Annotated in this window: 24 protein-coding genes and 1 pseudogene; 12 read left to right on the forward strand and 13 right to left on the reverse strand. The window is 49.9% G+C overall.

The window, feature by feature from the left end; translation table 11 throughout:
• Positions 1–43 precede the first annotated feature (43 nt).
• Together EDM54_RS12710 and EDM54_RS12715 are read right to left on the reverse strand one after the other, a co-directional pair.
• Positions 44–1,342 (reverse strand): FtsW/RodA/SpoVE family cell cycle protein, encoded by a 1,299-nt coding sequence (locus tag EDM54_RS12710; RefSeq protein WP_122958264.1) that lies wholly within the window; start codon positions 1,340–1,342, stop codon positions 44–46.
• Positions 1,339–1,674, reverse strand: a complete 336-nt coding sequence (locus tag EDM54_RS12715) for a PadR family transcriptional regulator (RefSeq protein ID WP_003390271.1) — start codon at positions 1,672–1,674, stop codon at positions 1,339–1,341. The genes EDM54_RS12710 and EDM54_RS12715 overlap by 4 nt, the downstream gene beginning before the upstream one ends.
• A gap of 893 nt (positions 1,675–2,567) precedes the next feature.
• Between EDM54_RS12715 and EDM54_RS12725 the strand changes: the two genes are divergently transcribed.
• Positions 2,568–4,754 carry an acyltransferase family protein gene (locus EDM54_RS12725; RefSeq protein WP_024984729.1) on the forward strand — a complete coding sequence of 729 codons (2,187 nt, stop codon included), beginning with the start codon at positions 2,568–2,570 and terminating at the stop codon, positions 4,752–4,754.
• A gap of 64 nt (positions 4,755–4,818) precedes the next feature.
• On the opposite strand, the gene EDM54_RS12730 is transcribed toward EDM54_RS12725, so the two are convergent.
• Complete coding sequence (locus tag EDM54_RS12730; protein ID WP_122958265.1) at positions 4,819–5,310, reverse strand: PCYCGC motif-containing (lipo)protein; 492 nt, start codon at positions 5,308–5,310, stop codon at positions 4,819–4,821.
• Between the two features lie 172 nt (positions 5,311–5,482).
• On the opposite strand from EDM54_RS12730, the gene EDM54_RS12735 reads away from it, so the two are divergent.
• Complete coding sequence (locus tag EDM54_RS12735) at positions 5,483–6,595, forward strand: metal ABC transporter solute-binding protein, Zn/Mn family (protein WP_031933430.1); 1,113 nt, start codon at positions 5,483–5,485, stop codon at positions 6,593–6,595.
• Between the two features lie 81 nt (positions 6,596–6,676).
• Here EDM54_RS12735 and EDM54_RS12740 read toward each other — a convergent pair whose 3' ends face one another.
• From EDM54_RS12740 to EDM54_RS12750, 3 genes are all read right to left on the reverse strand, one after another.
• Positions 6,677–7,666, reverse strand: coding sequence for a WG repeat-containing protein (locus EDM54_RS12740; protein ID WP_024984727.1), 990 nt, complete (start codon positions 7,664–7,666; stop codon positions 6,677–6,679).
• A 404-nt stretch (positions 7,667–8,070) separates the two neighbouring features.
• A complete protein-coding gene (locus EDM54_RS12745; RefSeq protein WP_122958266.1) occupies positions 8,071–9,255 on the reverse strand; it encodes an MFS transporter in 1,185 nt (394 codons plus the stop codon).
• 148 nt (positions 9,256–9,403) lie between these two features.
• Positions 9,404–9,706: an ArsR/SmtB family transcription factor gene (locus EDM54_RS12750; protein ID WP_003390278.1), complete on the reverse strand. Its 303-nt coding sequence runs from the start codon at positions 9,704–9,706 to the stop codon at positions 9,404–9,406.
• A 278-nt stretch (positions 9,707–9,984) separates the two neighbouring features.
• Here EDM54_RS12750 and EDM54_RS12755 point away from each other — a divergent pair, with 278 nt between their 5' ends.
• From EDM54_RS12755 to EDM54_RS12795, 8 genes are all read left to right on the forward strand, one after another.
• Positions 9,985–10,752, forward strand: coding sequence for a metal ABC transporter ATP-binding protein (locus EDM54_RS12755; protein ID WP_003390280.1), 768 nt, complete (start codon positions 9,985–9,987; stop codon positions 10,750–10,752).
• Between the two features lie 31 nt (positions 10,753–10,783).
• Positions 10,784–11,623 carry a metal ABC transporter permease gene (locus EDM54_RS12760; protein WP_003390281.1) on the forward strand — a complete coding sequence of 280 codons (840 nt, stop codon included), beginning with the start codon at positions 10,784–10,786 and terminating at the stop codon, positions 11,621–11,623.
• Between the two features lie 31 nt (positions 11,624–11,654).
• Positions 11,655–12,086 carry a Fur family transcriptional regulator gene (locus EDM54_RS12765; RefSeq protein WP_024984725.1) on the forward strand — a complete coding sequence of 144 codons (432 nt, stop codon included), beginning with the start codon at positions 11,655–11,657 and terminating at the stop codon, positions 12,084–12,086.
• Positions 12,087–12,582: 496 nt separating this feature from the next.
• Positions 12,583–14,205 carry an L-aspartate oxidase gene (nadB, locus tag EDM54_RS12775; RefSeq protein WP_003390284.1) on the forward strand — a complete coding sequence of 541 codons (1,623 nt, stop codon included), beginning with the start codon at positions 12,583–12,585 and terminating at the stop codon, positions 14,203–14,205.
• Positions 14,195–15,040, forward strand: coding sequence for a carboxylating nicotinate-nucleotide diphosphorylase (gene nadC, locus EDM54_RS12780; RefSeq protein ID WP_024984723.1), 846 nt, complete (start codon positions 14,195–14,197; stop codon positions 15,038–15,040). The genes nadB and nadC overlap by 11 nt, the downstream gene beginning before the upstream one ends.
• 10 nt (positions 15,041–15,050) lie before the next feature.
• Positions 15,051–15,815, forward strand: coding sequence for a type III pantothenate kinase (locus EDM54_RS12785; protein ID WP_122958268.1), 765 nt, complete (start codon positions 15,051–15,053; stop codon positions 15,813–15,815).
• A 337-nt stretch (positions 15,816–16,152) separates the two neighbouring features.
• Positions 16,153–17,511, forward strand: a complete 1,359-nt coding sequence (locus EDM54_RS12790; RefSeq protein ID WP_122958269.1) for a helix-turn-helix domain-containing protein — start codon at positions 16,153–16,155, stop codon at positions 17,509–17,511.
• Positions 17,512–17,866: 355 nt separating this feature from the next.
• Entirely contained in the window at positions 17,867–18,070 is a 204-nt protein-coding gene (locus EDM54_RS12795) for an aspartyl-phosphate phosphatase Spo0E family protein (RefSeq protein ID WP_051567418.1), read from the forward strand.
• Between the two features lie 97 nt (positions 18,071–18,167).
• On the opposite strand, the gene EDM54_RS12800 is transcribed toward EDM54_RS12795, so the two are convergent.
• Both EDM54_RS12800 and fmdA read right to left on the reverse strand, forming a co-directional pair.
• Positions 18,168–18,533, reverse strand: a complete 366-nt coding sequence (locus EDM54_RS12800) for an FmdB family zinc ribbon protein (protein WP_024984720.1) — start codon at positions 18,531–18,533, stop codon at positions 18,168–18,170.
• A 36-nt stretch (positions 18,534–18,569) separates the two neighbouring features.
• Positions 18,570–19,748, reverse strand: a complete 1,179-nt coding sequence (gene fmdA / locus EDM54_RS12805; RefSeq protein WP_122958270.1) for a formamidase — start codon at positions 19,746–19,748, stop codon at positions 18,570–18,572.
• 670 nt (positions 19,749–20,418) lie between these two features.
• Here fmdA and EDM54_RS12810 point away from each other — a divergent pair.
• Complete coding sequence (locus EDM54_RS12810; RefSeq protein ID WP_122958271.1) at positions 20,419–20,970, forward strand: hypothetical protein; 552 nt, start codon at positions 20,419–20,421, stop codon at positions 20,968–20,970.
• Between the two features lie 92 nt (positions 20,971–21,062).
• Here the strand turns inward: EDM54_RS12810 and EDM54_RS12815 are convergent, their stop codons facing one another.
• Entirely contained in the window at positions 21,063–22,460 is a 1,398-nt protein-coding gene (locus tag EDM54_RS12815; protein WP_122958272.1) for a TraB/GumN family protein, read from the reverse strand.
• Positions 22,461–22,575: 115 nt separating this feature from the next.
• On the opposite strand from EDM54_RS12815, the pseudogene EDM54_RS27375 reads away from it, so the two are divergent.
• A pseudogene (locus EDM54_RS27375) lies at positions 22,576–22,740 on the forward strand (glucosaminidase domain-containing protein); the annotation flags it as partial.
• Positions 22,741–23,036: 296 nt separating this feature from the next.
• On the opposite strand, the gene EDM54_RS12825 reads toward EDM54_RS27375, so the two are convergent.
• The 4 genes from EDM54_RS12825 to EDM54_RS12840 all read right to left on the reverse strand — a co-directional run bounded on the left by EDM54_RS12825 (position 23,037) and on the right by EDM54_RS12840 (position 25,165).
• Positions 23,037–23,279, reverse strand: coding sequence for a hypothetical protein (locus EDM54_RS12825; RefSeq protein ID WP_003390296.1), 243 nt, complete (start codon positions 23,277–23,279; stop codon positions 23,037–23,039).
• A gap of 66 nt (positions 23,280–23,345) precedes the next feature.
• Positions 23,346–23,984, reverse strand: a complete 639-nt coding sequence (locus tag EDM54_RS12830; protein WP_024984063.1) for a hypothetical protein — start codon at positions 23,982–23,984, stop codon at positions 23,346–23,348.
• 660 nt (positions 23,985–24,644) lie between these two features.
• Positions 24,645–24,812 (reverse strand): TraB/GumN family protein, encoded by a 168-nt coding sequence (locus EDM54_RS27000; protein WP_003390298.1) that lies wholly within the window; start codon positions 24,810–24,812, stop codon positions 24,645–24,647.
• Between the two features lie 95 nt (positions 24,813–24,907).
• The gene (locus tag EDM54_RS12840; protein WP_003390299.1) at positions 24,908–25,165 is read right to left on the reverse strand and encodes a DoxX family membrane protein; all 258 of its coding nucleotides are present in this window, start codon (positions 25,163–25,165) and stop codon (positions 24,908–24,910) included.
• Between the last annotated feature and the right edge of the window lie 173 nt (positions 25,166–25,338).

The following is a 25,338-nucleotide window of genomic DNA, read 5'->3' on the forward strand; positions in this document are numbered from 1 at the left end:
TTCAGTTCTCTACTCTACAGCCAAAGTATTCACTGTAAAAGCTTTAAGAGGAGAGCGGCTGTCTCACGTCCTTTTGGCGGTAAATTCCAAGGACCAGACCCAGTATTGCCATGTGACTGATGAAGGTAAGACCGCCGTAGCTGATGAGCGGTATGGGTGCGGAAAAAAATGGGACCCACCCGATTGCCATCAAAATCCCCCAAAAATACTCGGTAAAAAACATGGCCGCAAGTCCACACATAAGCAGTGCTCCGTAACGGTCGTTCGTTTGCTTGGCGGCTCGAAACAGTCGCATCAGCAAGAGCATGCCGATCAAGAGGACGCCGACCCCTGCAGCCAGCCCGAACGCGTACACCAGATAAACAAAAATGAAATCGGACCCCAGTGCTGCGGTATAACCCAACCCCTCCAGCTTGGTACCGAAACCATGTCCCCACAAGCCTGCGGATCTGATTGCCTCCAGGGACCGAATCAGCATATATCCTCTCCCCATAGGTTCTTCATACGGGTTGACCCAGTACAACAAGCGGTCTAGCTGATAGCGTTCCATCGTCAGAAGGAGTAATGCCACGGCTCCAATCAAGAGTGTGCCTAGGCTGATGCAAGCTTGACGCCTACTCGCCGGCGAGCGGAAAAGCAGAACGAAAAAACCGACGGAAAAAAGGATCCCGGCAAACAAGTCAGGTGCCTTGACATAAAACAGCAAAGGAACAAAATACAGCCCCAATACCAGCCACAGAGAGAGCTTCCTTTGCCAGTTCCAGTCTGAAAATATTCCCGCGAGCGAGATGATCAGCAAAAACGGACTCAGTCTGACAATATCGATGGGTATGCCGATATCCAAGTACGGTTTTCCTGACATGGTCTTTCCTTGTGTAAACGCAAAAAAAACTGCGAGGAGAGTACCCATATACATGAGCAGGCCGTAAGCTTTCATTTTGCTGTAATTGGCGTAAAGCAGGGCGACAAACGCAGCAATTCCAAAGCAGATAAAGACGAGCTGTCTCTTCAGGAACTTGATATCTTCGGGATTGCCCGCAATAAGTGAGAGCAGAACGAGGAGTCCGATCCCAATCAATGCCGCCACCATCCCGACGACACTCCATTCCATCCGGGGCTTGTGTGCTTCATGCAGATGTTTTCCCACCGCGAACGGATCTCCCATTTCCGCCAGGGCTCGTTCGACAGCCTCGGCTTCCGTGCTGCCGGACTCCATCAAATCCTCCACCTTATCGGCGATGTGGCTCTCCAGCTCCAGCGTTACGGCTGGATGCACGTCCTTGCAGCGAATCTGAGAGCAGACCTGCCGTATGTATGCCTGAATCTTGTCGTTTGGCGTCATGCCCGTCCCTCCCCAAGTACCTGATCAACAGCGGTGCGGAACGCGACCCACTCCTGTTTCTTTTCCTGCAGCCGTGCTTTTCCTTCTCTGGTGATCCGATAGTATTTCCGCTTCCGCTCGCCTTCGCCATCGCTCCAGTACGATTCGACAAGTCCCTCCGATTCCAGCGTGTGGAGGATAGGGTACAGGGTTCCTTCCTTCAAGGAAAGGATGCCGTTTGAGCTCTTTTCCATTTCTTTGCTCATCTCGTAGCCGTACATCGCTTTTCGTTCGAGAAGGGTCAGAATGAGGATGACCGTGCTGCCCTTCATCAGCTCCTTGTTGATTTTCATGATAGCCTCCTTTTGCATTGGAATTCGATACATCGAATATCTATGTATAATCATACAAGAAGCCAGCCGCATTCGTAAAGGGGGAATGGCAAGAATCGGTCGAAACGTTTTTGGTTCCTTTTCGTCAAACTTTATGTTGGATAGTCTCCATTCAGTCGCCTGAACAAAAAACAGCAGCCCCAGATGGCCGCTGTCTGAAATCGCACCTGCTCTGCCGGGATGACGGTCATTCCCCTGTCGGGAGTCGCAAGGCGAAATCCCCTGGACAAACTGTCAGAACATCGATCCGTTTGCCATCATATCTCCGGGTATTCCTTCGTATTGGATGTAAAAAATCGGAATGTGCGCTTCTTGTGCTTTTTCGATCAAGGTTTGAATCACCGCAAAGGTTTCTTCGGTCTTGTAAGTTCCCCAAAGTGGTCCAACCTGCAAATCAATGAGGAGCAACGTGATTGCTGATCCGTCATGGGCAATATCCCCTTTTTATCTCCAGTGGACAGAGAGTTACTTCCATTTTATCAAACGCTTTGCAATCAACATACCGTATAGCTGTCGAAGTATGTTTTCGAGCTTTTACGTGGGGTTTAACATTTTTGTCGATTCTTTTTATCTTGCGGAAAAAAATAACTTTTTTCTTTTTAACGATTTGTAAATACATTTGCGATTGTACTTCTTATAATGGGAACGTACATAGGAAAGCTCTTCATATGAGGGACGGAAGGAGCGTTTGTCTTCGTGTGAAAACAATGTCGTTTTTTGGTGAAATCGCCTCAATCGAGGATTTTCCTTTCATATATACAAGTACACTAGAGGGGAAGGCAGACTGATCATGACAAGAGGGCAGCAAGAGTCAATTACAGCAAGAGCAGCAACACGCAGAGGGGGTGGACGAGATGCCTAAGCCGATCAAGGCAAACGGCCGCTACATGGCTGGCTTGGATGGGCTTAGAGCTTTGGCAGTGCTGGCCGTTATCGCTTACCACCTTCATCTGGATTGGACACCCGGAGGACTGCTGGGGGTCGGTGTATTTTTCGTTTTGTCCGGATATTTGATTACGGACATTCTCATCGCCGAGTGGAAACGAAGCGGCAGGCTCCATTTGGGCGATTTCTTGCTGAGGAGGGCGCGAAGGCTCCTGCCGGCGATGCTTGTCATGATGGCAGCGGTAGTTGGATGGCTTGCCATTAAGGATCCCTCCCGACTTTTGGCGATGAAAGAAGAAATCGGATCGGCGCTGCTCTATGTCAGCAACTGGTGGCTGATCTTTCATGAGGTTTCGTACTTCGAGAGCTTCGGTCCGCCTTCTCCGCTGGGCCATTTTTGGTCATTGGCTGTAGAGGAACAGTTTTACCTCATCTGGCCGCTGGTGCTCGTACTTGGGCTTAGCCTCCTGAGAAAACGGGGAAAGCTGCTCGGACTGACGCTGGCGGGAGCCGCCGCTTCAGCACTGGCGATGGGGCTGCTTTATGAGCCGGGGGCTGATCCGAGCCGGGTGTATTACGGGACTGACACCAGAGTTTTCGGTTTGCTCATCGGGGCTGCGCTCGCGATGGTATGGCCGAGCAGGAAGCTTTCCCACAACGTCTCGGCTGGCGTACGGTTGGCCCTCGATCTGGTCGGGGGAGCAGGTCTTTTGGTCGTCATTTCGATGATCTTCCATATAAATGAGTATGACGAGTTTCTCTATCAAGGCGGATTGGTCGTACTTTCTCTGGCAACGGCTGTCGTAGTAGCTGTGCTTGCCCACCCCGCCTCTTTGCTTGGCAAGCTGATGGGCGCAAAGCCTCTGCGGTGGTTTGGCGTTCGCTCGTACGGCATCTACCTGTGGCATTATCCCGTCATTGTGCTGACCAGCCCAGAGGTAAATACAGGGGGAGTGAACGTCCCGCTGGCATTTGTTCAGGTAACGGCAAGCGTCCTGCTCGCTGCCCTGTCGTGGAGATTCATTGAAGAACCGATTCGCCACGGCGGGTTGGGACGGTTGTGGAAACGCATCAAAGGACGGTCGGGGAGGAGCAGACGCGTCGCATGGATTGCTTCGATTGGGGCCTTGCTCGTGATCAGCCTTTCCTTTGCCGGGATGACGCATCTGTTCCCGATAGCTACCGCGAGTTCGTCTACTCCTGACAAGGTTTATGGCAAAACGGAAGCAGATCCAGCGTCCCTTGATCAAGCGCATGGGTCTGGAGCTGCTGCGGGAGCACAAACGCCCGGCGATGGAAAGGGACCCCAAACCCCAGGCAGTGCAGACAGTGCTGCTGCTGATAAAAGCGGACATGCAACAAAGCCGGCAGGCAATCAGGCAGTGAATGGAAAGCAAACCAATCAGCCCGGCAGTGGAGAAAGCGCGAAGGATACGGTGGCGGCCGGAAAGAACGGCGCCAAGGACGGCAAGCAATCTCCTGCTGGTGGAAAGAATGCGTCAAAGGAGAAGCAGACCCCTTCAGCAGCAGACAAATCTCCGAATGCTGATGCCGCAACGGGCGACAAGCAATCAGCGGGCAACAGCCAAGGCACGAGCACAGACCAACCCGACGGTTCGGCTGCGGAACAGCAGAAGGGCCAGGAGGGAAAAGCGGAAACACCTGTCATCGGGAACGGCCATGGCATTACCGTCATTGGGGATTCCGTAATTCTCGACGCGGAGCCTTACTTAAAAGAGATGCTGCCGGGAATCGTCATCGACGGAAAGGTTGGCCGACAGATGTCCCAAGCGCTGGAAGTGGCCAACCGCCTCCATGCGGAAGGGAAACTGGGCAAAACCGTGGTGCTGGAGCTTGGTTCAAACGGTGCTTTCACGAAGAAGCAGATGGATTCACTCTTGCACACACTCGGCAAAAACCGGCAGATCGTCCTGATCAACACCCGTGTCCCTCGTCCATGGGAGAGTACGGTCAACGAAGCACTGAAAGAGAGGGCCGACAGCTCTCCGCAAATTTCGCTGATCAACTGGCATGAGGCCAGCGCCAACCACGATGAGTATTTTGTAAAAGACGGCGTTCATCTCACCACCGAAGGAGCCAAGGTTTACGCATCGCTTTTGGCAAATGGCATCAAGAACCTCGGCGAAGAAAACTAGCGGAAAACAAGAACCCCTTCCTGCGCTTGGAAGGGGTTTTGTCATATGCTCCTGCAACCGAATCTTACGACGGCATGGGAGTCGGAGTCGGCTTTCCATAGCCGTCTTTATACGTATCGTCGATAAACGTGCGGATTTCTTTATCGGTTTTTCCATCCAGTTTCATCTTGGCAGAGACGACGGCGATTTCCATACATACGCCGCAGCGGGTGCCATGATCGTCCCAGACGATGGAGCCGTCTTCTTTTTCCTCTTTAATAAAGCAGTTTCCATTGTGCTGGTGGCCGGCACTTTCACCGCAGCCGCAGTAGCAAGGAATCACCTTGAGAAGCTCGCGATTGGCTGCAGCGACTTTATAGGCTGCGACGATTTGCGGGTCTTGGTTGTCCAAAAAGCTGGGCAGTTGATCCACCGAAGCGGTCATCTCCTGCAGGTCTCCATTTGGGGCGTGCTGCTGATGCGCTGCATGATCGCCCTGGGCTTTGTCTTGAGAGGCACAGCCGGAGACAAGGGCTGCAGCCATAAGACCAATTACAAAGAAATGTTTCCGTTTCATCCTGGACAGACCTCCTTACCGGTATCATATCATAATGCGATGAAGAAATTGTGAAGAAACCGGCGCAAATCGGAATAAATCCTATTTACTTTATGGGCAGCTGCCCGTATAATAAAAAACGGTTGAGATACAAATCGGAATGATTATGAATTGTAAGAGGAGTGGAAGAAGGATGAAAAAAACGATGCTGGCTACGCTGACGATTGTGACCGCATTGGCTATGGCTGGCTGTGGCACAGCAAATACTGCCAATACGTCTCCGCAAACGGATGAGGGAACATCCAAAATAAAAGTATATACGACGCTTTACCCGCTGGAGTATGCGGCCAAGCGGATCGCTGGCGAATATGCCGACGTGGCGAATATCGTACCAGCCGGAGTGGAGCCTCATGATTTTGAGCCGACTGCCAAGGATATGGTCGCTCTGAGCAGTGCCGACCTGTTCATTTACAACGGGAGCGGGTTTGAGGCATGGGTGGACAACGCGGTAAAAGGCATGGACAAAAACAAGACGACAGTGGTCAATACAACGGAGGGACTTTCCCTGCTGGAAGCTGCGGGGGGACATGACCATGATCACGGACACGAGGGCGAGGCAGCCGAAGCAGGACATGACGACCACAAGGAAGGCTCCGGGGCTCAAGGACATGAGGAACACAAGGAAGGTTCCGAAGCCCAGGGTCACGAAGAACACAAGCAGGATGCGGCTGCTGCCACTGGCTCTACCGAGGAGCATGCCCATGAGCACGAGCATGATCACGGCGGTACCGATCCCCACGTGTGGCTCGATCCGACCATGCTGAAAGCACAGGCGGAGAAAATCAAGTCCGCTCTGGTTGAAAAGGACAAGGCGCATGCTGATGCCTACGAGAAGAACTACCAGCAGCTGGCCGCCGATCTGGATCAGCTGGACAAAGACTTTGCGGATATGGTAAGCAAATCCTCCAAAAAAGAGTTTATGGTCGCCCACAGCGCCTTTGCCTATCTGGCCAAGCGTTACGGACTGGAGCAGGTAGCAATCTCAGGGATTGATCCAGCCGACGAGCCGTCGCCGTCAGAGATGAAGGAGCTCGTCGAACACGTGAAGGAACACAACATTTCGTATGTCCTGTTTGAGACCCTGGCGTCGCCGAAGGTAGCCGAAGTGATTGCCAAAGAAGCAGGCGTCCAAACGGGAACGCTTAATCCTCTGGAAGGCTTGACGGAGGAAGAGGCGAAAGCGGGGAAAGACTATCTCTCTATTATGAAAGACAACCTCGAAATGCTGCGTACGGCATTGAAATAGGAAAAAGGAACGGAAGCTGTCCTTGGCGATCCATAGAGCCAAAGGGGCAGCTTCCTTTTTTCTATCTTTTATATCCGGATTTTACTGTTGCGGGGGCCAGACAACTCCACCGCTTTGATCGATATAGCCCCATGCTGTACCCGTTTGCACGTTAGCCAGGCCATGATGAAAGTCGTAAGCAAAATCAAATTGAGCCGGAATGACGATTTCTCCGCGTGCGTTGATAAACCCCCACTTTTCGTTAAGCTTTACTGCGGCAAGCCCCTCGGAAAAGGAACCCACCTCCGCAAATTGCGGGGCAATGGCTGTCTTTCCCGTCTTGTCGACAAATCCCCACCCTTGCCCTGTCTTGACCTCGGCCAATCCTTCGGAAAAAGCATGGGCCAATTCGTACGCGGGGGCTATTTTCATCGTACCCTGTCGATCGATAAATCCCCATTTGCCGTCGAGCTTCACCGCTGCGAATCCCTCTTGAAAAGAATGTGCACTCTGGAAGGTGGGCGGGATGACTGCCTTTCCGCTTTTGTCCAAAAAGCCGTATAGATTCCCTGTTTTTATAAAAGCCAAGCCTTCGGAGTAATCCCCCAGTTCTTGTACATTCGGAAACGGGATCTCGAAAGCCGGTTCTCCAGATCGGTTGATAAAGCGGAAGGAGTCGTGATCATGGACAGCAGCCAGCCCCTCGTGAAAGCTTCCGGCGAATTTAAATTGCGGTGTGATGACGACTTTGCCGGTCCGATCAATATAACCCCATCCTTCTCCGTTCGGGACCCGTACCGCAGCCAGCCCTTCCGAAAAATCCTGTGCATCGGGAAATTGAAAATCGATTCGAACGCTTCCTTGTTTATCGATGTACCCCAGCTTCCGATCGTCATTTTCTACAATGGCGAGACCCTCTGAAAAGGCAAAACCTTGGAGAAATGACGGCTCGATAACGACCTGTCTGCTCCGGTTGATATATCCTGCATGGTCCCTTTGTCTAATGGGGAAAAGCGCGTCGTCTTCGCTTGAGGGCTTGCCCTGTTTGACTTGCCCGGCAGGAGTTGAATGCGGGGGTGCATGATCTGGCATTTCCGTTTGCGGCTTTGGGGGAGAGCATCCAACCAATATGACCAGCAGTAGCATTCCAAGAGTATATAGGCGAAATATACTCACAGCGAAATCTCACCCCATGTATTTTCGAAATTTTACGTTTTGTTTTACGGATGGTTATTGTCGCCAAAACACCTGTTTTATATAACAAACAAAGGGGAGTTCATTTTTACGATAATCACCTTTGTTCGATAATAATCCCTCAATTCTGGTATTTATCCCTGTATTTACAATTAGTATGACGGTAATTACACCGGTTTGTTTCGCAAAAGAGAGATAAATAATCCTCAAAATTTCCTGATTCACGAAGGATGGGCTTGTAGAGCTGCCAAGCACAAAAAAACCGGAATCGGTTCGGCCCTCCTGATTCCGGTTGTATTCGTTTATTCGTTTGCTTGAGCCATCTGCTTTCCTTCACTCATCCGCAGCCTCAACAGAAACGCTGCAAGGATCGCCAGGACCACTCCGATCATGCCGAACCATGTAACCGATGACAACGACACTTGATCGATAATGATGCCTCCCATTCCTGCACCAGCCGCCATGGACAATTGCATCATGGATTGGTTAAGGCCCAGCATGATTCCCGAATAGTTTGGTTCAATCCGAACCAGATTAAATTGCTGCGTAGGACCGGTAGACCAGGCCGCAAACGACCACAAAACCAGTAAGCCAGCAACAAGAAGCCACGAATGGGGCAAGGAAACGGAAACGGATAGCAAGATGAGGGCTGCTGCGTGCAGGAGCATGCCCCCGGTCAGCGTCGGGAACACGCCCCACTTGTCCGTGCTGAACCCGCCGAATTTGGATCCGGCCAAGCTGGCGATTCCGAACGCCAATAAAGCTGCGCTCAGCATGTCTTCCTTCAAGCCGGCGACATCGAGAAGATAAGGCGAGATATAGGTATAGGCGATGGAGTATCCGCCCAACCAGAAGAAGGTAATGGCAAGCCCTAGCGCTACTTTTCCGTTTTTCAAAAAAGCAAGCTGCCTGGACAAGGGAACGGGATCGTCTCCTTTGACTCGAGGCAATACTGTGTAGAGAACAAACATCGCCAGCAAGCCTGCCAGTGCCAGGAAGCCGAACACAGACCGCCATCCGAACGCGGCCGCTGCAACTCGTCCAAGAGGAACCCCGATAATCAACGAAGCAGTAAATCCCATAACCACTGTGGCAAGGGCACTTGCTTGTTTGCCCGGGGCGGCAATTTTAGCGGCAATATCCAAGGCGGTGACAACCACCATTCCCGCGCCTAAAGCCATGATGACACGGGCTGCAACAAAAAGCTCGAACCCAGGCAGGACAAAAGACAAAACATTCCCTAACACGAAGATGCCCATTGCAGAAACCAGCAGCTTTTGCCTTTCCCATTTTGCCGTCAAAGCCATGAGTAGCGGCGTGCAGACAGCATAAACAAATGAAAAGATCGTCACAAGCTGCCCAGTCAAAGTGACGGAGATACCCAGGGTCTCCGAAATCTTATCCAAGATGCCTGAAATGACATACTCGGATGTGCCGACTAAAAAACTGACTAATGCCAAAAAGTAAACCTTCCACGTACTGGTCAATGAGATCACAACTCCTTTGTCGATTTTAGATCGATAAATTGAAAAATGTAGATACAAAAGACAAAACTATATGATAATACATATCGCGATATGTCGATTTGACAAACAAAACAAAAACCGAATACATTTTCGGCATTCAGTTATAGAATTAGAGCTCACTATTGAAAAAAGCAGCGAATTCACGTATTTTCTCTTCATTCCTTTTATAGTACGTAAATTTGCCGATCCGTTCTGTTTTTATCAGACCGGCTCGTTGAAGTATGGACAAATACTGGGAAACCGTTGATTGAGTCATCTTCAGCTTCTCTGTGACCTGACTCACGCAAACCCCGATTTTTCTCATATCAATCCCTTCGTGGGGCACAAAATGTTTTTCCGGTTCCTTTAACCATTGCAAAATTTGCAACCTCGACTCGTTAGACAATGCTTTAAACACTTCGATTGGCTCCATAATCATCATTATATCGACGATTTCCGATATGTCAACACGAATCAGTTGACCGTTGATTCTGGCGGCTTCTAATGCCTGCTTGCCGTACTGTGTTTGGCGTTCGCTCTGCGACCCGCCGTCAGAACGTGCGGGTCTTTAAGAGCGGAGAGGATGTTCTGGGAGTTGACGGCGGAAAAGCGGAATGCCGCATTTGACTTCTTGAGATTTTTGCCGAATCGTAGTACGATGTAACGTAGTAAATCAGAATAAATCCGATTTAAAGGAAGAAGGATGGCGTCATGAAAGCGAAACATGAGGATGCCGTAGTCAAGCTGACGTCGGTATTCTTTCAATATGAAGAGAAAGTCGTGCTGGAAAACATAAACTTCTCTCTGGAACGCGGAGACTTCGTCGGCATTGTCGGACCGAACGGCTCGGGCAAATCGACGCTGATGAAGCTGCTGCTCGGACTGCTTCCCGCCACGAAGGGGACGGTGGAGCTGTTTGGGCAGCCTTTGTCCAAGTTCCGGGACTGGAGCAAGATCGGTTACGTGGCCCAGCAGGTCGCTCACGGGGCAGGCGGCTTTCCGGCTACCGTACGGGAGGTAGTTGCTTCCGGTCTGGTGGGAAAGGTCGGTTTGTTCCGCCGCCTGCAAGGCAAGCACCACCAAAAAGTCGAAGAAGTCGTCGAACGCGTCGGCTTGACAGAAAAGCTGGACCAGCGGATCGGCAACCTGTCCGGCGGGCAGCTTCAGCGGGTCTTTATCGCCCGGGCATTGGTGGCGGAGCCGGAGCTGTTGATCCTCGACGAGCCTACCGTCGGTGTGGATCAGGAGTCAATTGAACAGTTTTACGAGCTGCTTCGCTCGCTGAAAGAAGAAAACGGCATGACGATGATGATCGTCAGCCACGATGTAGGCGTGATGACGCAGTGGGTCAACAAGGTAGCCTGCCTGCAGCGGAAGCTCCACTTCCACGGCTCCGCGCACGACTTTGCCCACAATCACGACAAGATTTTACAGCAGATGTACGGTGATTCGATCAAAATGCTCGCTCACCACCATTGAGTAGATTTGGAACGAAAGAAGGAGTAGAACCATGCTGGCTGACTGGTGGCAGTATGACTTTTTGCGGTATACCCTGTTTTCAGGGATACTGATTGGACTGATTTGTCCCATTCTGGGGACCTTTTTGATTGTGCGCCGCCTGTCGATGATGGCGGACGGCCTTTCGCATGTAACGCTCTCAGGTGTAGCGGCAGGCATGCTGATCTCAAAAAAGATTGCGCTGTTTCAGGCTGTTAATCCTCTGTTTTTCGGGATGCTGTTCTCGGTGATCGGCTCTCTGTTTATCGAGCGGCTGCGCAAGGTGTACAAATCGTATCAGGATTTGGCGATTCCGATCATCCTTTCGACCGGACTCGGGCTGTTTACTGTTTTGATCAGCATCGCCAAAGGCTTTAACACCGACCTGTATTCGTACTTGTTCGGTAAAATCGTGACGGTCAGCAAGGAAGATTTGTACGCCCTGATCGGCGTGGCGGCAGTCGTTCTCGGCACCGTTTTCCTCATTTACAAGGAGCTGTTTGCCGTATCGTTTGACGAGGAATTCGCCCGCGTCTCCGGAGTGGCACGCCGCTCGATCAACCTCTGGTTTATGGTTCTGGTGGCGCTGACGATTGCCGCCTCCATGCGGATCGTGGGCGTGCTGTTGATCTCCGCCCTGATTACGCTGCCGGTAGCAGCCAGTCTGCAGATTGCCGGAAGCTTCCGCCAAACGATTTTGTACGCGATCGTCTTCGCCGAAACATCCGTTTTGGCCGGACTCTATTTTGCCTATCTGCTAGATTGGGCATCTGGTGGTACAATTGTATTGGTAGCCGTAAGCATCTTGTTGATCGTGCTCGGTGTGAAGAAAATCAAAGCGGCTCTGCGATAGCATGTGACCAATGCGGGAAGGAGCAAGGATGATGAAGGTAGAAGAAGCGTTGCAGATATTGAAGGAAAAAGGATATAAATACACGGGTAAACGGGAAAAGCTGATCCGCATCTGCGCGGCAGAGAGACGGTACCTGTCAGCCAAGGATATCATGGAACGGATCAAGGACGACTACCCCAATCTCAGCTTTGACACCGTTTATCGCAACATCTCGACATTCGTCGATCTGGGCATTCTGGAGGAGACGGAGCTGGATGGGGAAGGAAAATACAGGCTCGCTTGTTCGGCAGACGGCCACCATCACCACCACGTCATCTGCACCGAATGCGGCAAGACCTCCTCACTCCCCGGTTGCCCGATGAACATCATGTCGTCGATCCCCGAGGACTTCCAGGTCACCGGCCACAAATTCGAAGTATACGGCACCTGCTCCGACTGTGCGTCCGTGCCGTCTCATTCATAAAGATTCCGCAGATTTCCTTTCAGCCTTTGCAGCGATGACAAGTTCATCGAAGCAAAGGCTTTTTTATCTTTTGCTTTTAGGAAGACCGGGCGAAAACAATCGCTGTAGAGATGAAACAGGAGAAAAAGGCGAAGGTCTTTGGGACACCGGCCCAGGAGGAATGGAAAAAGGGGAACACGCTTTTCGCGTCCAACCTCTGAGACGCATCCTCGGGCAGGCTGCTTTTGGACGCGGTTTCCCTTTTGGAATGGAGCCGGACAGTATAAGCTTCCAAGCAAGTGTCCCACCGAACCTGGAGCCTTTTTCTCCTGTTTCATCTCCGCCACCGCAGCCCGGACAACGCCGCCCAAAACCCGAAAGCCTCGTAAAGCTTGCTAAGACTCGCAAAGCTTCAGGCTTACAAAAGAGCTGCGCCAACTCATTTTGCTACCAAGACGTATTTGTTATAATGGGTGAAACATAGATTTGATCACGGATGAGAGAAGGGACACAGGGAATGATCCCCCGCTATATTGCTGACTTTGATTTGCAAACATTGCCGCGGATGAAAACGGAAGTGGCGGTCATCGGCGCTGGCATCGCCGGGCTGTATACGGCCCTGCAAGCCAGTGAACAAAATGAAGTGGTATTGATCAGCAAAAAGAAACTCGACGACAGCAATACGCGCTGGGCGCAGGGCGGGATTGCCGCGGTCACGGCCAAGTCCGATTCGCCTGCGCTGCACCGTCAAGACACCTTGATTGCAGGTGCGGGCCTGTGCTCGTACGAAGCGGTGGAAGTCCTCGTCCACGAAGGGCCTGAACGCTTAAAAGAACTGATCGCCTACGGCACAGAGTTTGACAAGGACGCCGAGGGTCGGTACGAGCTGACCAAAGAAGGGGCGCACAGCAAGCGTCGTATTTTGCATGCCCACGGGGACGCAACGGGAGCGGAAATCGTCCGCGCCTTGTCCGCACGCGTTCGGGAGAAGTCCAACATCACCGTACTGGAAGACCACTTTGCGATTGATGTTGTGACACAGGACGGCGAATGCGTCGGAGTGATCGCCATGAAGCCGGACGGTGAACGCTTTTTCCTGGAAGCAAAGGCCACGGTGCTGGCGACCGGGGGAGCGGGTCAGCTCTACCGCTACACGACCAACCCGGAGATCGCGACAGCGGACGGAATCGCGATCGCGTATCGGGCCGGAGCGCGGATCAAGGATGTGGAGTTTATCCAGTTTCACCCGACAGCGCTGTATTATCCGGGTGCGCCGCGCTTTCTCATCTCGGAAGCAGTACGCGGGGAAGGGGCGATTCTCCGCAATACGAGCGGGGAGCGCTTCATGGAAAAGTACCATCCGCAAAAGGAATTGGCGCCGCGCGACGTCGTAGCCCGGGCGATCGTTTCCGAGATGGAGCGCACGCATTCGGCTTATGTTTATCTGGATATCACGCATGAGTCGGAGGAGCTGATCAAGCATCGCTTCCCAAACATTTACCAGTTCTGCCTCCAATACGGGCTGGACATGGTAACCGACTGGATTCCGGTCGCGCCTGCCTGCCACTATATCATGGGCGGAGTTCAGACCGATCTGAACGGAGAGACCTCTACCAAGCGCCTGTTTGCCTGCGGCGAGGTATCCTGCACGGGTGTGCACGGAGCGAACCGCCTGGCGAGCAACTCGCTGTCGGAAGCGGTTGTGTTTGGCCACCGGATTGTTCATCGCATCCGGGAGCTTCCGCCGTTGCCCGAAATACGTCCGTTGCAGGCAAAGGCAGAAAAACGGGGGAATCGGACCGTCAACACGAGAGAGCAGCGGGTCAAGCTGCAAAAGCTGATGCTGCGCCACGTCGGCGTAAAGCGGCAGGAAAAGGGACTACAAAAGGCGTTGGAAGAGCTGGAGCGCATGCAGCGGTTTTACGCCTGCGAGCACCATGAAATCGAGGCATTCGAATTCCTCAACCTGCTCGGTACGGCCGTGCTGACGACACGCGCGGCATTGCGGCGGGAGGAAAGCCGGGGCGGACACTATCGCAATGATTTCCCGAACAAAGACGATTTGATTTGGCGCAAGCACATCATCCAGTCGATGGATGAGGGTGTACGTGAGGAGAGTGACCAGTACGATGTGGAATAAGCGGGAATTGCAACGCAAAATTGAAGAGTGGCTGCAAGAGGACATCGGCTTCGGAGACGTGACGACAATGAGCACGATTCCCGGGACGGAGACAGGGACGGGCATTCTGTACGCCAAGGAAGCAGGGATTATTGCCGGATTGTCCGTGGCGGAGCAGGTGTTTGCGACCGTAGATCCAGCCTTGTCCTTTACAAGCCGCGTCCAGGAAGGGGCGCGTGTCGAAAAAGGAGAGCAAATCGCAGACGTCAGCGGTTCGGTTCGCTCGATCTTGAGCGGTGAGCGTCTGGCGCTCAATCTGCTTCAGCGCATGTCCGGCATCGCGACGCTGACCAGGCAGTATGCCGACGCAGTCGCAGGAACGAAGGCGCGGGTGGTGGATACGCGAAAAACCACCCCGGGCCTGAGAATGCTGGAAAAATACGCAGTCCGCGTCGGGGGCGGACACAACCACCGCTACGGACTGTACGATGCCGTGATGATCAAGGATAACCACATCAAGGGAGCGGGCGGAATTGCTCAGGCAGTCGCGGCGGCCCGTGCCGCCATTCCGCATACGATGAAAATCGAAGTGGAGGCGGAGTCGCTGGGGCAGGTGCAGGAGGCACTGGCTGCCGGAGCCGATATCATCATGCTGGACAACATGCCAAACGAGACGATGCGTGAAGCCGTCGCCATGATCGGCGGCCGGGCTGTCGTGGAAGCCTCCGGCGGCGTCACGCTGGAGACGATCGGGGGCATTGCCCAAACTGGGGTGGACGTCATCTCGGTCGGAGCGCTGACGCACTCGGTAAAAGCGCTCGATATCAGTCTCGATTTAAACACCCGGAAACGGTAGGAGAAGCCTTATGCTACTGGTGATGGACATCGGAAATTCCAACATCGTGATGGGACTGTATGAGGGAGAAACGCTGCGTCATCATTGGCGCGTGGCTACGGACCGCAACAAAACAGAAGACGAATACGGCATGCTCGTCCGCAGCCTGTTTGACAGTGTCGGCCTGACGTTGGACAGCGTGGACGGTGTCATTATTTCCTCAGTCGTGCCGCCGATCAACGTGATGATGGAGCGGATGTGCGAGAAGTACTTGCGCCATAAGCCTTTGATCGTGGGACCCGGAATCAAGACCGGCCTCAACATCAAGTACGAGTATCCGCGCGAGGTCGGGACAGACCGCATCGTCAATGCGGTGGCCGCGATTCACGAGTACGGAACCCCGCTGATCGTCGTCGATTTTGGCACGGCCACCACCTTTTGCTATGTGGACGAGCGCGGACAGTACTGGGGCGGTGCCATAGCCCCGGGGATCGGCATTTCCACGGAGGCGCTGGTAAGCCGCGCTGCCAAGCTGCCCCGCATCGAGATCGCGAAGCCTTCGTCCGTGGTGGGGCGAAATACGATATCAGCGATGCAGGCCGGGATTTACTACGGCTTTGTCGGTCAGGTGGAGGGCATTGTCCGCCGGATCAAGGCCGAGTACGGCACACAGCCGACTGTGGTCGCGACAGGGGGCTTGGCTCCTTTGATTGCAAACGAAGCAGAGTGCATCGATGTTGTTGATGGCGACTTGACGCTGAAGGGCCTTCGTTTGATTTACGAACGGAATCAGTGAGATGTTAGCTTGTTCATAAAAAGAGAGCAGTTCTCTTGCAGGGAAATCGGCAGGAGGGTTGCTCTCTTTTATAATGGGAGCCTTTAAGATTCATCGAGTCCTACTGCTTTTCTTGTTTTCGCCTCGACTGAAGAGACAGGCGCTCGATACCCTTTCTTTGTCTGCCGGGGGTAATCTTCAACAAAATGAGAAGATATGTTGGGAGAAATACTTCTATAGTTTACCTCTATGTGTATCATATGGTAAAATATAGAAATATCAAAAAGATATCTCTTTATCAAGAGTGACTTAACGTACTGAATAGTAATCACTTTGTGAGTAGGGGGAGTGTTTTTCTATGAGGCTGCAAGAGACGGTGCAACGGTCGTTGCGGTCAGAGATAGAAACGCATCAGAAGCAAAACGGTTATACATTAAGCAAGCTCAGCGAATTGTCCGGTATAAATCACGGACACCTTAGTGATATTTTACGTGGCAACCGCCCGATGACGATAGGACAATTGGATGCGTTGACTAAAGTTTTTGGGAAGCCTTTAGGGTGGCTCTATGAATTGTACACAGAAGAGTGTTTCGCAAAAGAGAGGGTATCTCGCCCGCGAGTGATTCCCTACCTGATCCGGTGCGCAGAAATTGGCCTGAAGGATTGTATTCAACAGATCGTTTCCAAATTGCTGGATGACCCCAAAAATGTAGGGATCCTTTTTTCAGTGGCAGAGCAGCTCTTTGAGGGCGGGAAACGGAAGGAGTCTGTTCCGTTCTATGAGTTCGTAATTGAAAATGAGAAGGACAGCCATTCCGACCGCTTTTTGATCAGTCAGTACCGGTTGTTCCGGGCAGCACAAGGGACAGATGCCGAAGAGAACTGGAAGGCGGTTATTCGGTTTGAACCTTATCGGAAGCGTTTACCGGAAAATTTTCAGTTGGACGGGTTGCTGCAATTGGCGAATGTGTGTTTTATGCAGCAAAAGTGGAGGGAAGTGGAGAAGTACGCAGACGAACTACGATCACTAGCCATGAAGGTCTATCAGGATGAGTTGCGTAAACGGAAAAACGGCAAGACCTGTGAGCAGTTAAGAACGGAACGCCATTTGGTTGTGTACTATGGACAAGGGTTTCTCGCAAAAGGTGTCGCATTACAAATGCAAGGGTTGTATAACGAAGCGAAAAAATACGTTCAAGGCTATGCTGATCTTGGATGGTTCGAACTCTTGGATGATATGGGAAAAAGAGAGGTTGAGAATTTCAAGACGTGGGCAAAAGCCAATTTGTACACGTATAATTTGCTGATGGGGGAAACCCATATTTTGCCTGAGTATTTGGAGTTTTTAGCCAATCATCCAGCGGAAATACCAGCGGGGCTTTTGACTCTCATGGAAGCGGCCAGTAAATATGACATTATTATCGAACCTATTTTAGAACAGTATTCTCTAGAAATAGAACGTTTTTATAAATATGAGGATCCGGTTAATATTGGCAGACATTATAATTTCAGGTATAATAAAGTCGTCTATGAGTTAAAGAAAGGGCGCATTACCAATGCACTTGAAGAAATATTATGTTGTTTGGACCTAGCCGATAAGTTGAAGAATCAAGAAGCATTTAAACGATGTACTGCACTGTTTTGGGAACATCGACACCATGCATCGGAGCAGCATGAACGAATATATCAAGAAATAATAGGGAGGTTCAAAGAATGAAACGAAAGTTGTTTTCGTTATCACTCGCGCTAATTGTAAGCTTGTGCATCGGTATTGCAAACAATGAAACGTCAACTACTACAGTCACCCAAACAGTGCAAACCTACACACACGGAATGGGTGGATAATCAAAAGGCCAGTACCTTCAAACGGGTACTGGCTTTTTATATTTCCTTATTTTTTCAAAGCCGTATTTATTGGAGAATCTAGTATAGTTATAAATGCCCTTGTATTACATAATAAGGAAGTGTGATATCCGATCGCTGTGAAAATTCTAGAATGGGACGTTCCCCTTATGTGCCCGTTAAAAGGAATGCCTACAAAAGGGGAATCGCTTGCTCCTAAAGGCAGGTGCATGATCCGGTTGGTAGGTGAACAAGAACAAAATCGGCATAATGAGACGGACTTAATAAGGATTATAGAGAGCTTGCGGGGACAATTAGTTGAACTTGTTCAGGAAAAAGGCTTTGACAACGGGGAAGTTGTAGAATTGAGCCAGCGTCTGGACCAGTATATTGTCCAGTATCAAAACAGAATGAAAATTAAGTCAATCAAATAAAATCATTGAAAACATGCATGGTCAAACGTAAGCAAAAACAGCCCAGCACGCCACGGTGCTGGGCTTGATATTCTCGCAGATGTTCTTTTCAAACGGATTAATGCCCCACCTGCCACGGACGGCTGGGTGCGTGCGAACGATAGGCCGGCTTGCCGGGACGAGAGGCATGGCCCGCATGGCTGTGTCCATGCGATCCGCAAGCATGCCCGTGAGCTTGAGCGCTGCCGCGTCTCTGGCCTTCCCCGGAACAGCCGGGAGTCTCCCTTTTTACCACTTTCGGCACCGCGCTCTGCTCGATGCGGGTCCGCAGCGCTTTGGACGACGTGATCAACCCGGTGGGCAAATAGAGCCGGACCGCAAGCTTTTGACATTCCGGACAATGCCCGGGGTCCCCGGCTTGTGCCATGCTGCGGTACAGATCAAAGACGCCGCAGGTTTCACATACAAACGAGTAGGTCGGCATGACTGCATCCTCTCCTAAAAAGAAAGTGAAGGTTTGTTATTTCGGTGTGATATCACGGTCAAAGATCGCCGTCGGTATGGCGAGCGTGCAGCACGCGTTCGGAATGTCGACGATGCCGCTGATCCGCCCTTCCACAGGTGCGGTGGAAAGCAGCATGTAGGCCTGCTCGCCGGTATATCCCAGCGTTTTCAAATACTCGATGGCGTTCAGGCAGGCACGACGATAGGCGAGATGAGCGTCAAGGTAGTGCTGCTTACCGCTGAATTCGTCGACGGAAATGCCCTCAAAGACAAGGAATTCGGAATAGTGAGGCTCGACCGGACCTGGTTTGAAAACAGGATTGTTGACGATGCCGTATTTGGCCATGCCGCCCTTGATAATGTCCACGTGCAGATCGATGAAGCCCGCCATTTCGATCCCGCCGCAGAAAGAGATTTCGCCATCGCCCTGGGAAAAGTGGATGTCTCCCATCGACAGCTTCGCCCCTTTGACAAAGACGGGGAAGTAAATGCGGGAGCCTCTGGACAGGTTTTTGATATCGCAGTTTCCTCCGTTTTCCCGCGGCGGCACGGTACGGGCCCCCTCGGCTGCGATTCGCTCATACTCGGCACCGGTAAGCGAACCGAGCACAGTGCTCGTCGGATCGGGAAGAGTAGCCAGCTCCGGCACGCGATGCGGGTCTGTCGCGACCAGCTCCCTCTCACGCTTGTTCCACTTCGCAAGCAGCTCGTGGGAAGGGGCAACGCCGATCAGTCCGGGGTGGGTAATCCCGGCAAATCTGACTCCGGGTATGTGGCGCGAGGTGGTGTAGATACCGTGGAAATCCCAAATCGACTTGGCTGCCTCGGGATAATGCTCTGTGAGAAAGCCGCCGCCGTTTTCCCGGGCGAAAATGCCGGCAAAGCCCCACTCCGCCCCCTGCAGCGGGCCGATGTCGAGGATGTCAACGACGAGCAAATCGCCCGGCTCTGCCCCGTTTACCCAGATCGGTCCGCTGAGCACGTGGACGCGCTTTAGATTGACGTCGCGGATGTCGCTCGGATCGTCGTTGTTCTGGATCTGTCCATCCGTCCAGTCCTTGCACTCGATGCGAAACACAGCCCCCGGGTTTACCGCAGCCACGGCAGGAATGTCGGGATGCCAGCGGTTGTGCCCGGGTAAATCCTGCTCCTCCATCGGTTTGGTCAAATCCACCTTGAACAGCACTTCAGGCATTTTGTCTCCCCCTTGTTTTCCTCATTTGCTCACCTGGTTTCACCTGTCCCCCCTTTGTTAAGTCCATATGCGTGAATGGTTCGATTTAAGCCTGTTATAAAATAGAAAAGCGTCTGTTTGTTTTTAAAGACAAGTCTACCTTCTTTTAATTTCGCCAAGGAGATTGTGAAAGATTTATTGATAGATGACAGACGAATGCAAATATATAGGCATTTTCTGTAAACTAAAAATTATATTCAGAGATTACCAATGTATGGTATATTTGCCTTATGCTTGCTATATATTCTACTTCTATACCCATTTTTCCCAAGAATACAGGTTCAGCAGTGACCAAAAAACCGACACAAATAAAGAACGCATAGCTTGCGTTCGAGAGCATTGTTAAGCACTCAGAAGGGCAGGGAATGTTACGATTGCAAAATATTGAAGGATCTTCCAACGCAGGAACTACATAAGGCTGGGGAAGCCCTTTACGGACTCCGTTTGCGAAGAGAGAGCGAGACATAACCGATGTTGTTTGCAATTACTTTGCGGATGGCTTTAGGACCAACTAGCTATTGGTCTCGGAGTAAGGTTTTAAGGGCACTTTAGCGATATGTTCTTAGTAAGCAAACTATAATGTCTCTCGATTATTATTTGCGTGTCCAACCTCTAAAAAAGGGTGGTTTGTATGGAAATTGGAAAAAGAGTGCACGTAAAATACCTAATGTTTTTATCCATAATCCTTCTGCTAATATCATGCCAGAGTAATCACGTTAGCAGTAATTCAACAGTTATAGACATCGACAAATTTAACAAAAGGTATCTGGATATTAAGACTAATTTTTCAATGGATGGTTATATTGAAATAACCGAAGACTGGGCTATTACCAATCTCGTTCGTAAATTTAAAGACAGTTCCGATTCAGAGCATAGCCTTTTTCAAGAAAACAACAAGACTTTAGTATATAAAAATGAGAGTGAAGGAATCGTTGTTATGGTTGGGCTTTCTCCCGGTATAGAAGAAAAATTCCAATGGAAAAATGCATTATCCTATTCATCTGGTTTTTATAATGCGACGAATGAAGATAGCGGAATCACAAAAGGATACAGTGAGATATATCCAAATACTGATTTTCTTATCTATAATTTTTCAGGTAAAGAACTAAATGCGAGTATTGTACTTATCGCAGACCACTCCAGAGATTTACATAACACTGAATTTTTACCCGAAATTTATTAAATACCTTGAAAATATAAACTAGCTTGATCCTATATACGGTAATGAAAGAGGCGCATGACATCCATGCGCCCTCTCTGTTACCCGCAAAAAAGCTACCGAATAAACTCCACTTTATAGCCTTTTTGCTTCAATTGATCAATCACCATATTCTCGACCACAAAATGCCCGGCGCCAATGACGACAAAGACAGTTGATTTCCCTTCCTTTTCAAGCAAGGCAGCCAGCTTTGCGGCCATGTTCTTGTCCCGTTCCCCGAACAACCCCTTCGCAAGAGCGCTCTCCATCATTTGCGGGGAGGAAGTAAATGATTTCGTAAAGCCGTCCAGATCCCCTTTTGCCCATAGCTGCTGCCACTCGATAAGCTGTTTCGCCGTGTTCTGCGAGGCGGCATCCGGATTCAAAACCGAGTCCAGCAGTTCATTCAATTCTTTTTCCTGCAGGTCAGGCGGTGCGTTGTTGAAAAGATCGGCTTGCAGCTTTATGCCTTCCAACTCGTGTATCGGTTTCCCGGAAAGAAGCGCGCTTTGCAGGAAGTACATGTCGACCCCCAAAGCCGAAGACTGAGGCTGCTCGCTTGGCGAGACTCTGGTGGAATTCAGGGACAGGCCGGTGGATACGGCCCAAGGCTTGTAGGAGTCGAAGGCATCCCGGGGAAGTTTCAGCTTGTCGGTAACCTTCTGCAGCTTCTCATACGTCGCTTTGGATACGTGATCCTTCAGTGTTGTGCCGTCGGTGTACATCATGGATTCTTTAAAGTATTCCAACGCCTCTTCATCGTCAGAGAGGAGATTCAGCTCCACCCAAAGGGTATCGGATGCGGCGAACGCGTCCCTGACGTTTTTTTGCATCGGGTACATATCCGGAGTGCCATAGTGAATCGAACCGAGCAGGTAAAGCGTGTTGCCTCCCTTGGTGGCCTTCCAGAGCAGCCCTTTTGCCCCTCCCTGGGCGGTATCGTATGTATAGGTTACAAGCCTGCTTGCAAAGACGGCGGCTTGCTCGACAGTGCATGGCTGGTTCAGTCCCAGGCTTTTAATGGTTCCGCTCACGATGCCTTTCTTTTGCAAATAATCAATCGGGGAAAGCTTGCCGATTTCGAAAGCTTCCGGCAGCTCGTACTGTGTGAGGACGCCGTACAGCGAGTTCAGGACCATTTCTCTCGTTATTGTATCTGTTGCTTTCGGGCCGCTGAAATCAGTCTTCTTGCTGAAGCCCAGCTTATCCAGTTTCGCTGCCGTGCTGGTCAGCAAAGCTTGAAATTTGTCCGTGGTAATCGGCTGCTGAAAGGTGCCGTCTTGATACCAGGCAAGCGGATAAATTCCGTATTTTTCGCCTTCGTGAAGGGTCTGGACGGCCCAGGGGCTGATTGCAGGCGCTGCGGCAGGCGCTTCGTTCGCCTGTACGGTCAATACGCTTCCGAGTATCGCGGTTATGCCGAGCAAGCCGCTGGCGAGTAGGCGTTGTAGTTTACTCCATTTACTGAGTCTCATGTAATACTCTCCCTTTCAGAGGGATTATACCCCAATATATTATGATGAAGATGGTGTATTATTTACACTATTCATAGATGTAATAAACACTTTTACGAAAACAAAACCTTGCGCTGAGTCTATCGCTGATCACTCCGAGTTAATCCTGAACGGTACGAGGGAAAGCCATACGTTACTATGACGTACTTGGTGCAGATTACATGACGGCCTGCCAGCAATCTGGAAGGGCGGCTACGCAAACGATCCGAATTATCCCGAAAAGCTGATCAGCCTGATAGAAAATTCGAGTTATACAATACGATGTTGTCAACAAGTCGGGGATAAAATTGTGGATTTACAAAGAAACTTTGAAGCTTGATGACTGGGAGCAAGTAAAATTGAAGGCAATCGATAGCCTTACTACAAAATGATTATTGAACAATCCTGACAGTTGGAAAAAGCAATTAGCCGACGATCCGGCAGGCATACTAAAGCAAATCACCTTGGCTTATGTTTACGATGTTAGACCGGATAACAGAAAAACAATAGCCAATGCCCTCCAGCGAATATTGCAAGAGGGCATTCCTATTATGGGCTTCAGTTTTCCAAAAGCGTTATAAGGACCAATAGATCCATAATGACATAAAGTGTTAGTGCGGCAAGAACTATTCCTTTAATTTGTTTAGTTTCTTTATAGTCCATTGTAAAAAAGGCAGCAGAGACCATCCATATTATACTTACCAAGAGGACTCCGAGAAAGGGGGAAAGTGGTAAATGAGAAATTAGCAAAATGGCAAGAAAGCCAAATACGTTATGAGTGATAAAGCGGGTTGCTATCAAGTACCGTCACCCCCTTTCTATGTATGAAGGGTAGAACGGAGTGTTCTACCCATTTAACCGAAATTATTAAGCAGAGTACACGTTAGGAACACCCGGAACCCCTACATGAAAGGTATCAATATAAACTCCATTTCCTTTGTCAATCTTGGTGACGACGTAAAGACTTAGTACTCCAGAACCAACGATGATTGAAGCCACCCAACCCGGAACCCCTAAACCTACAAGGATTCCTGCCGTTATGGTGCCAGCTCCACCAATTCCCATTGCTTCAGCTCGAATGTCTTGACATAACTCATGAGAGAGATAAAAGCGGTGTCCCCACCAGAAAAGTTCGTAATCCCAGTATGCATTAGTATCAATTGAATTGGCAACCATCTTTTGGTTAATTGATACTTTTTTACCATTTGCTATCAAGTTGCTTTTGTTCTTTTTAATCAAAGCATTCGTTTGATTAATGGCTGCTACTGCTTGAGAATACTCATTCGAAGACAAATGTTTTTTTGCATCACTTGTTAAGAAGAAACGCATAGTGTTGGCGTCTAATTTGACAAAAGGGTCAACTTTTTTCACGAATGCGTTATCCTGTTGATCGTTAACGGCAACTTGACTTAAGGATGATGCGGCAAAGCCATGGGTTGGTACTGAGGTGAGCAGAAAAGCAGAGCATAAAGAGAGAACTGCAAGTTTTCCAATTGTTTTTTTCATAGCAAAGCTCCTTTCTAATATTATGGGATTAATGTAATATATTAACTTTATAAAAAATACATTTTTTACATTAAATGTATAAAGCGGGACATAGAATGCTAATAGAATGCATAAAGTGTACAAAGCCAAAAAAAAATGCTTTAGCAGAGATAAAATTAATCTGTATTTTCACGGCCACGGTAACTCGGTGAAGTTAGTTGGAACAACTTGGGAACCTGCATTTAGGTAGTAAAGAAGCGGACAGACGTAAAAAGCGAAGAATCAAATTTGAAACGATGTGGACAGAAACAACCATAGATTGGACTACAGTTTCAAAGAATGAAAGCAAGGGAAATGTGGTAATTGTGGGGTTATCACCAGGAGAAGAAAAGCAGTTTCAGTTGAAAAAGCCCCTCATTTTTACAACTCCAAGGACGAGGATAGAGTGATTGCTACAGTTTATAGCGACATCTATCCAAATACGCAAGTTTATGCTACTCCTTTTCTGGAAAAGGGTTAAACGTAACCCATCGTATTGATGGGAGACAACGGAAAAGAATCGAAAAAATAAGTTTTAGAGAGTTTATTCATGTCTACATTTATAGCGTTTTGGAAAAGAATAGGTGGGGCGAGCAATGTATAAGGCGCATGGAAATCATGCGTCCTTTTTTTTCAAAAAAGCTACCGAATAAACTCCACGTAATAGCCTTCTTGTTTCAATTGATCAATTACCATGTTCTCAAAAACAAAATGTCCGGCGCCAATGACGACAAAGGCGGTGGATTTCCCTCCCTGTTCAAGAAAGGTAGCCAGCTTTACGGCCATGTTCGTGTCCCGTTCTCCGAACAACGTCACTCTCCATTATTTGCTGGGAGGCAGTAAACGATTTCGTAAAGCCGCCCAGATCCTCTTTTGCCCACAGTCGCTGCCGTTTGTTAAACTCTTTAGCCGTATCGGGTGCCAGACGTAATAAAAGCCAATGCGAAGGCTGCGTAGCGGAAAAGCTTATGAAATAACAATCCGAGGCCCCCCAGCACTTCGCCAGGACCGATTATGATCTGAAACCAATAAGGATATCCATACTGTTGAAAAGCGAGTGTAATGTCCGGATTTCCATTTAATTTAAAGAAACCAATGAAAAGAAAATAAAAGCAGGTTACAGATAACAGAGTCCATTTTGCAATACGAAGCCATTTTTTCATACTGAATCCCCCATTCATTCCCTAGATGGAACTAAGTGTAGCTTCCAAGGTATGACATCTAATGTCATATATGCGAAGCAAAAGTCCGAGGAGATAGACTCGTCTTTCCCTATTGCTGGAAAGCCGGCTTTTTTTGTCCCGTCCATCCTTTGTACGCTGGCAAAAACAGAGAA

The organism is Brevibacillus borstelensis (assembly GCF_003710865.1).
Lineage (GTDB): Bacteria > Bacillota > Bacilli > Brevibacillales > Brevibacillaceae > Brevibacillus > Brevibacillus borstelensis.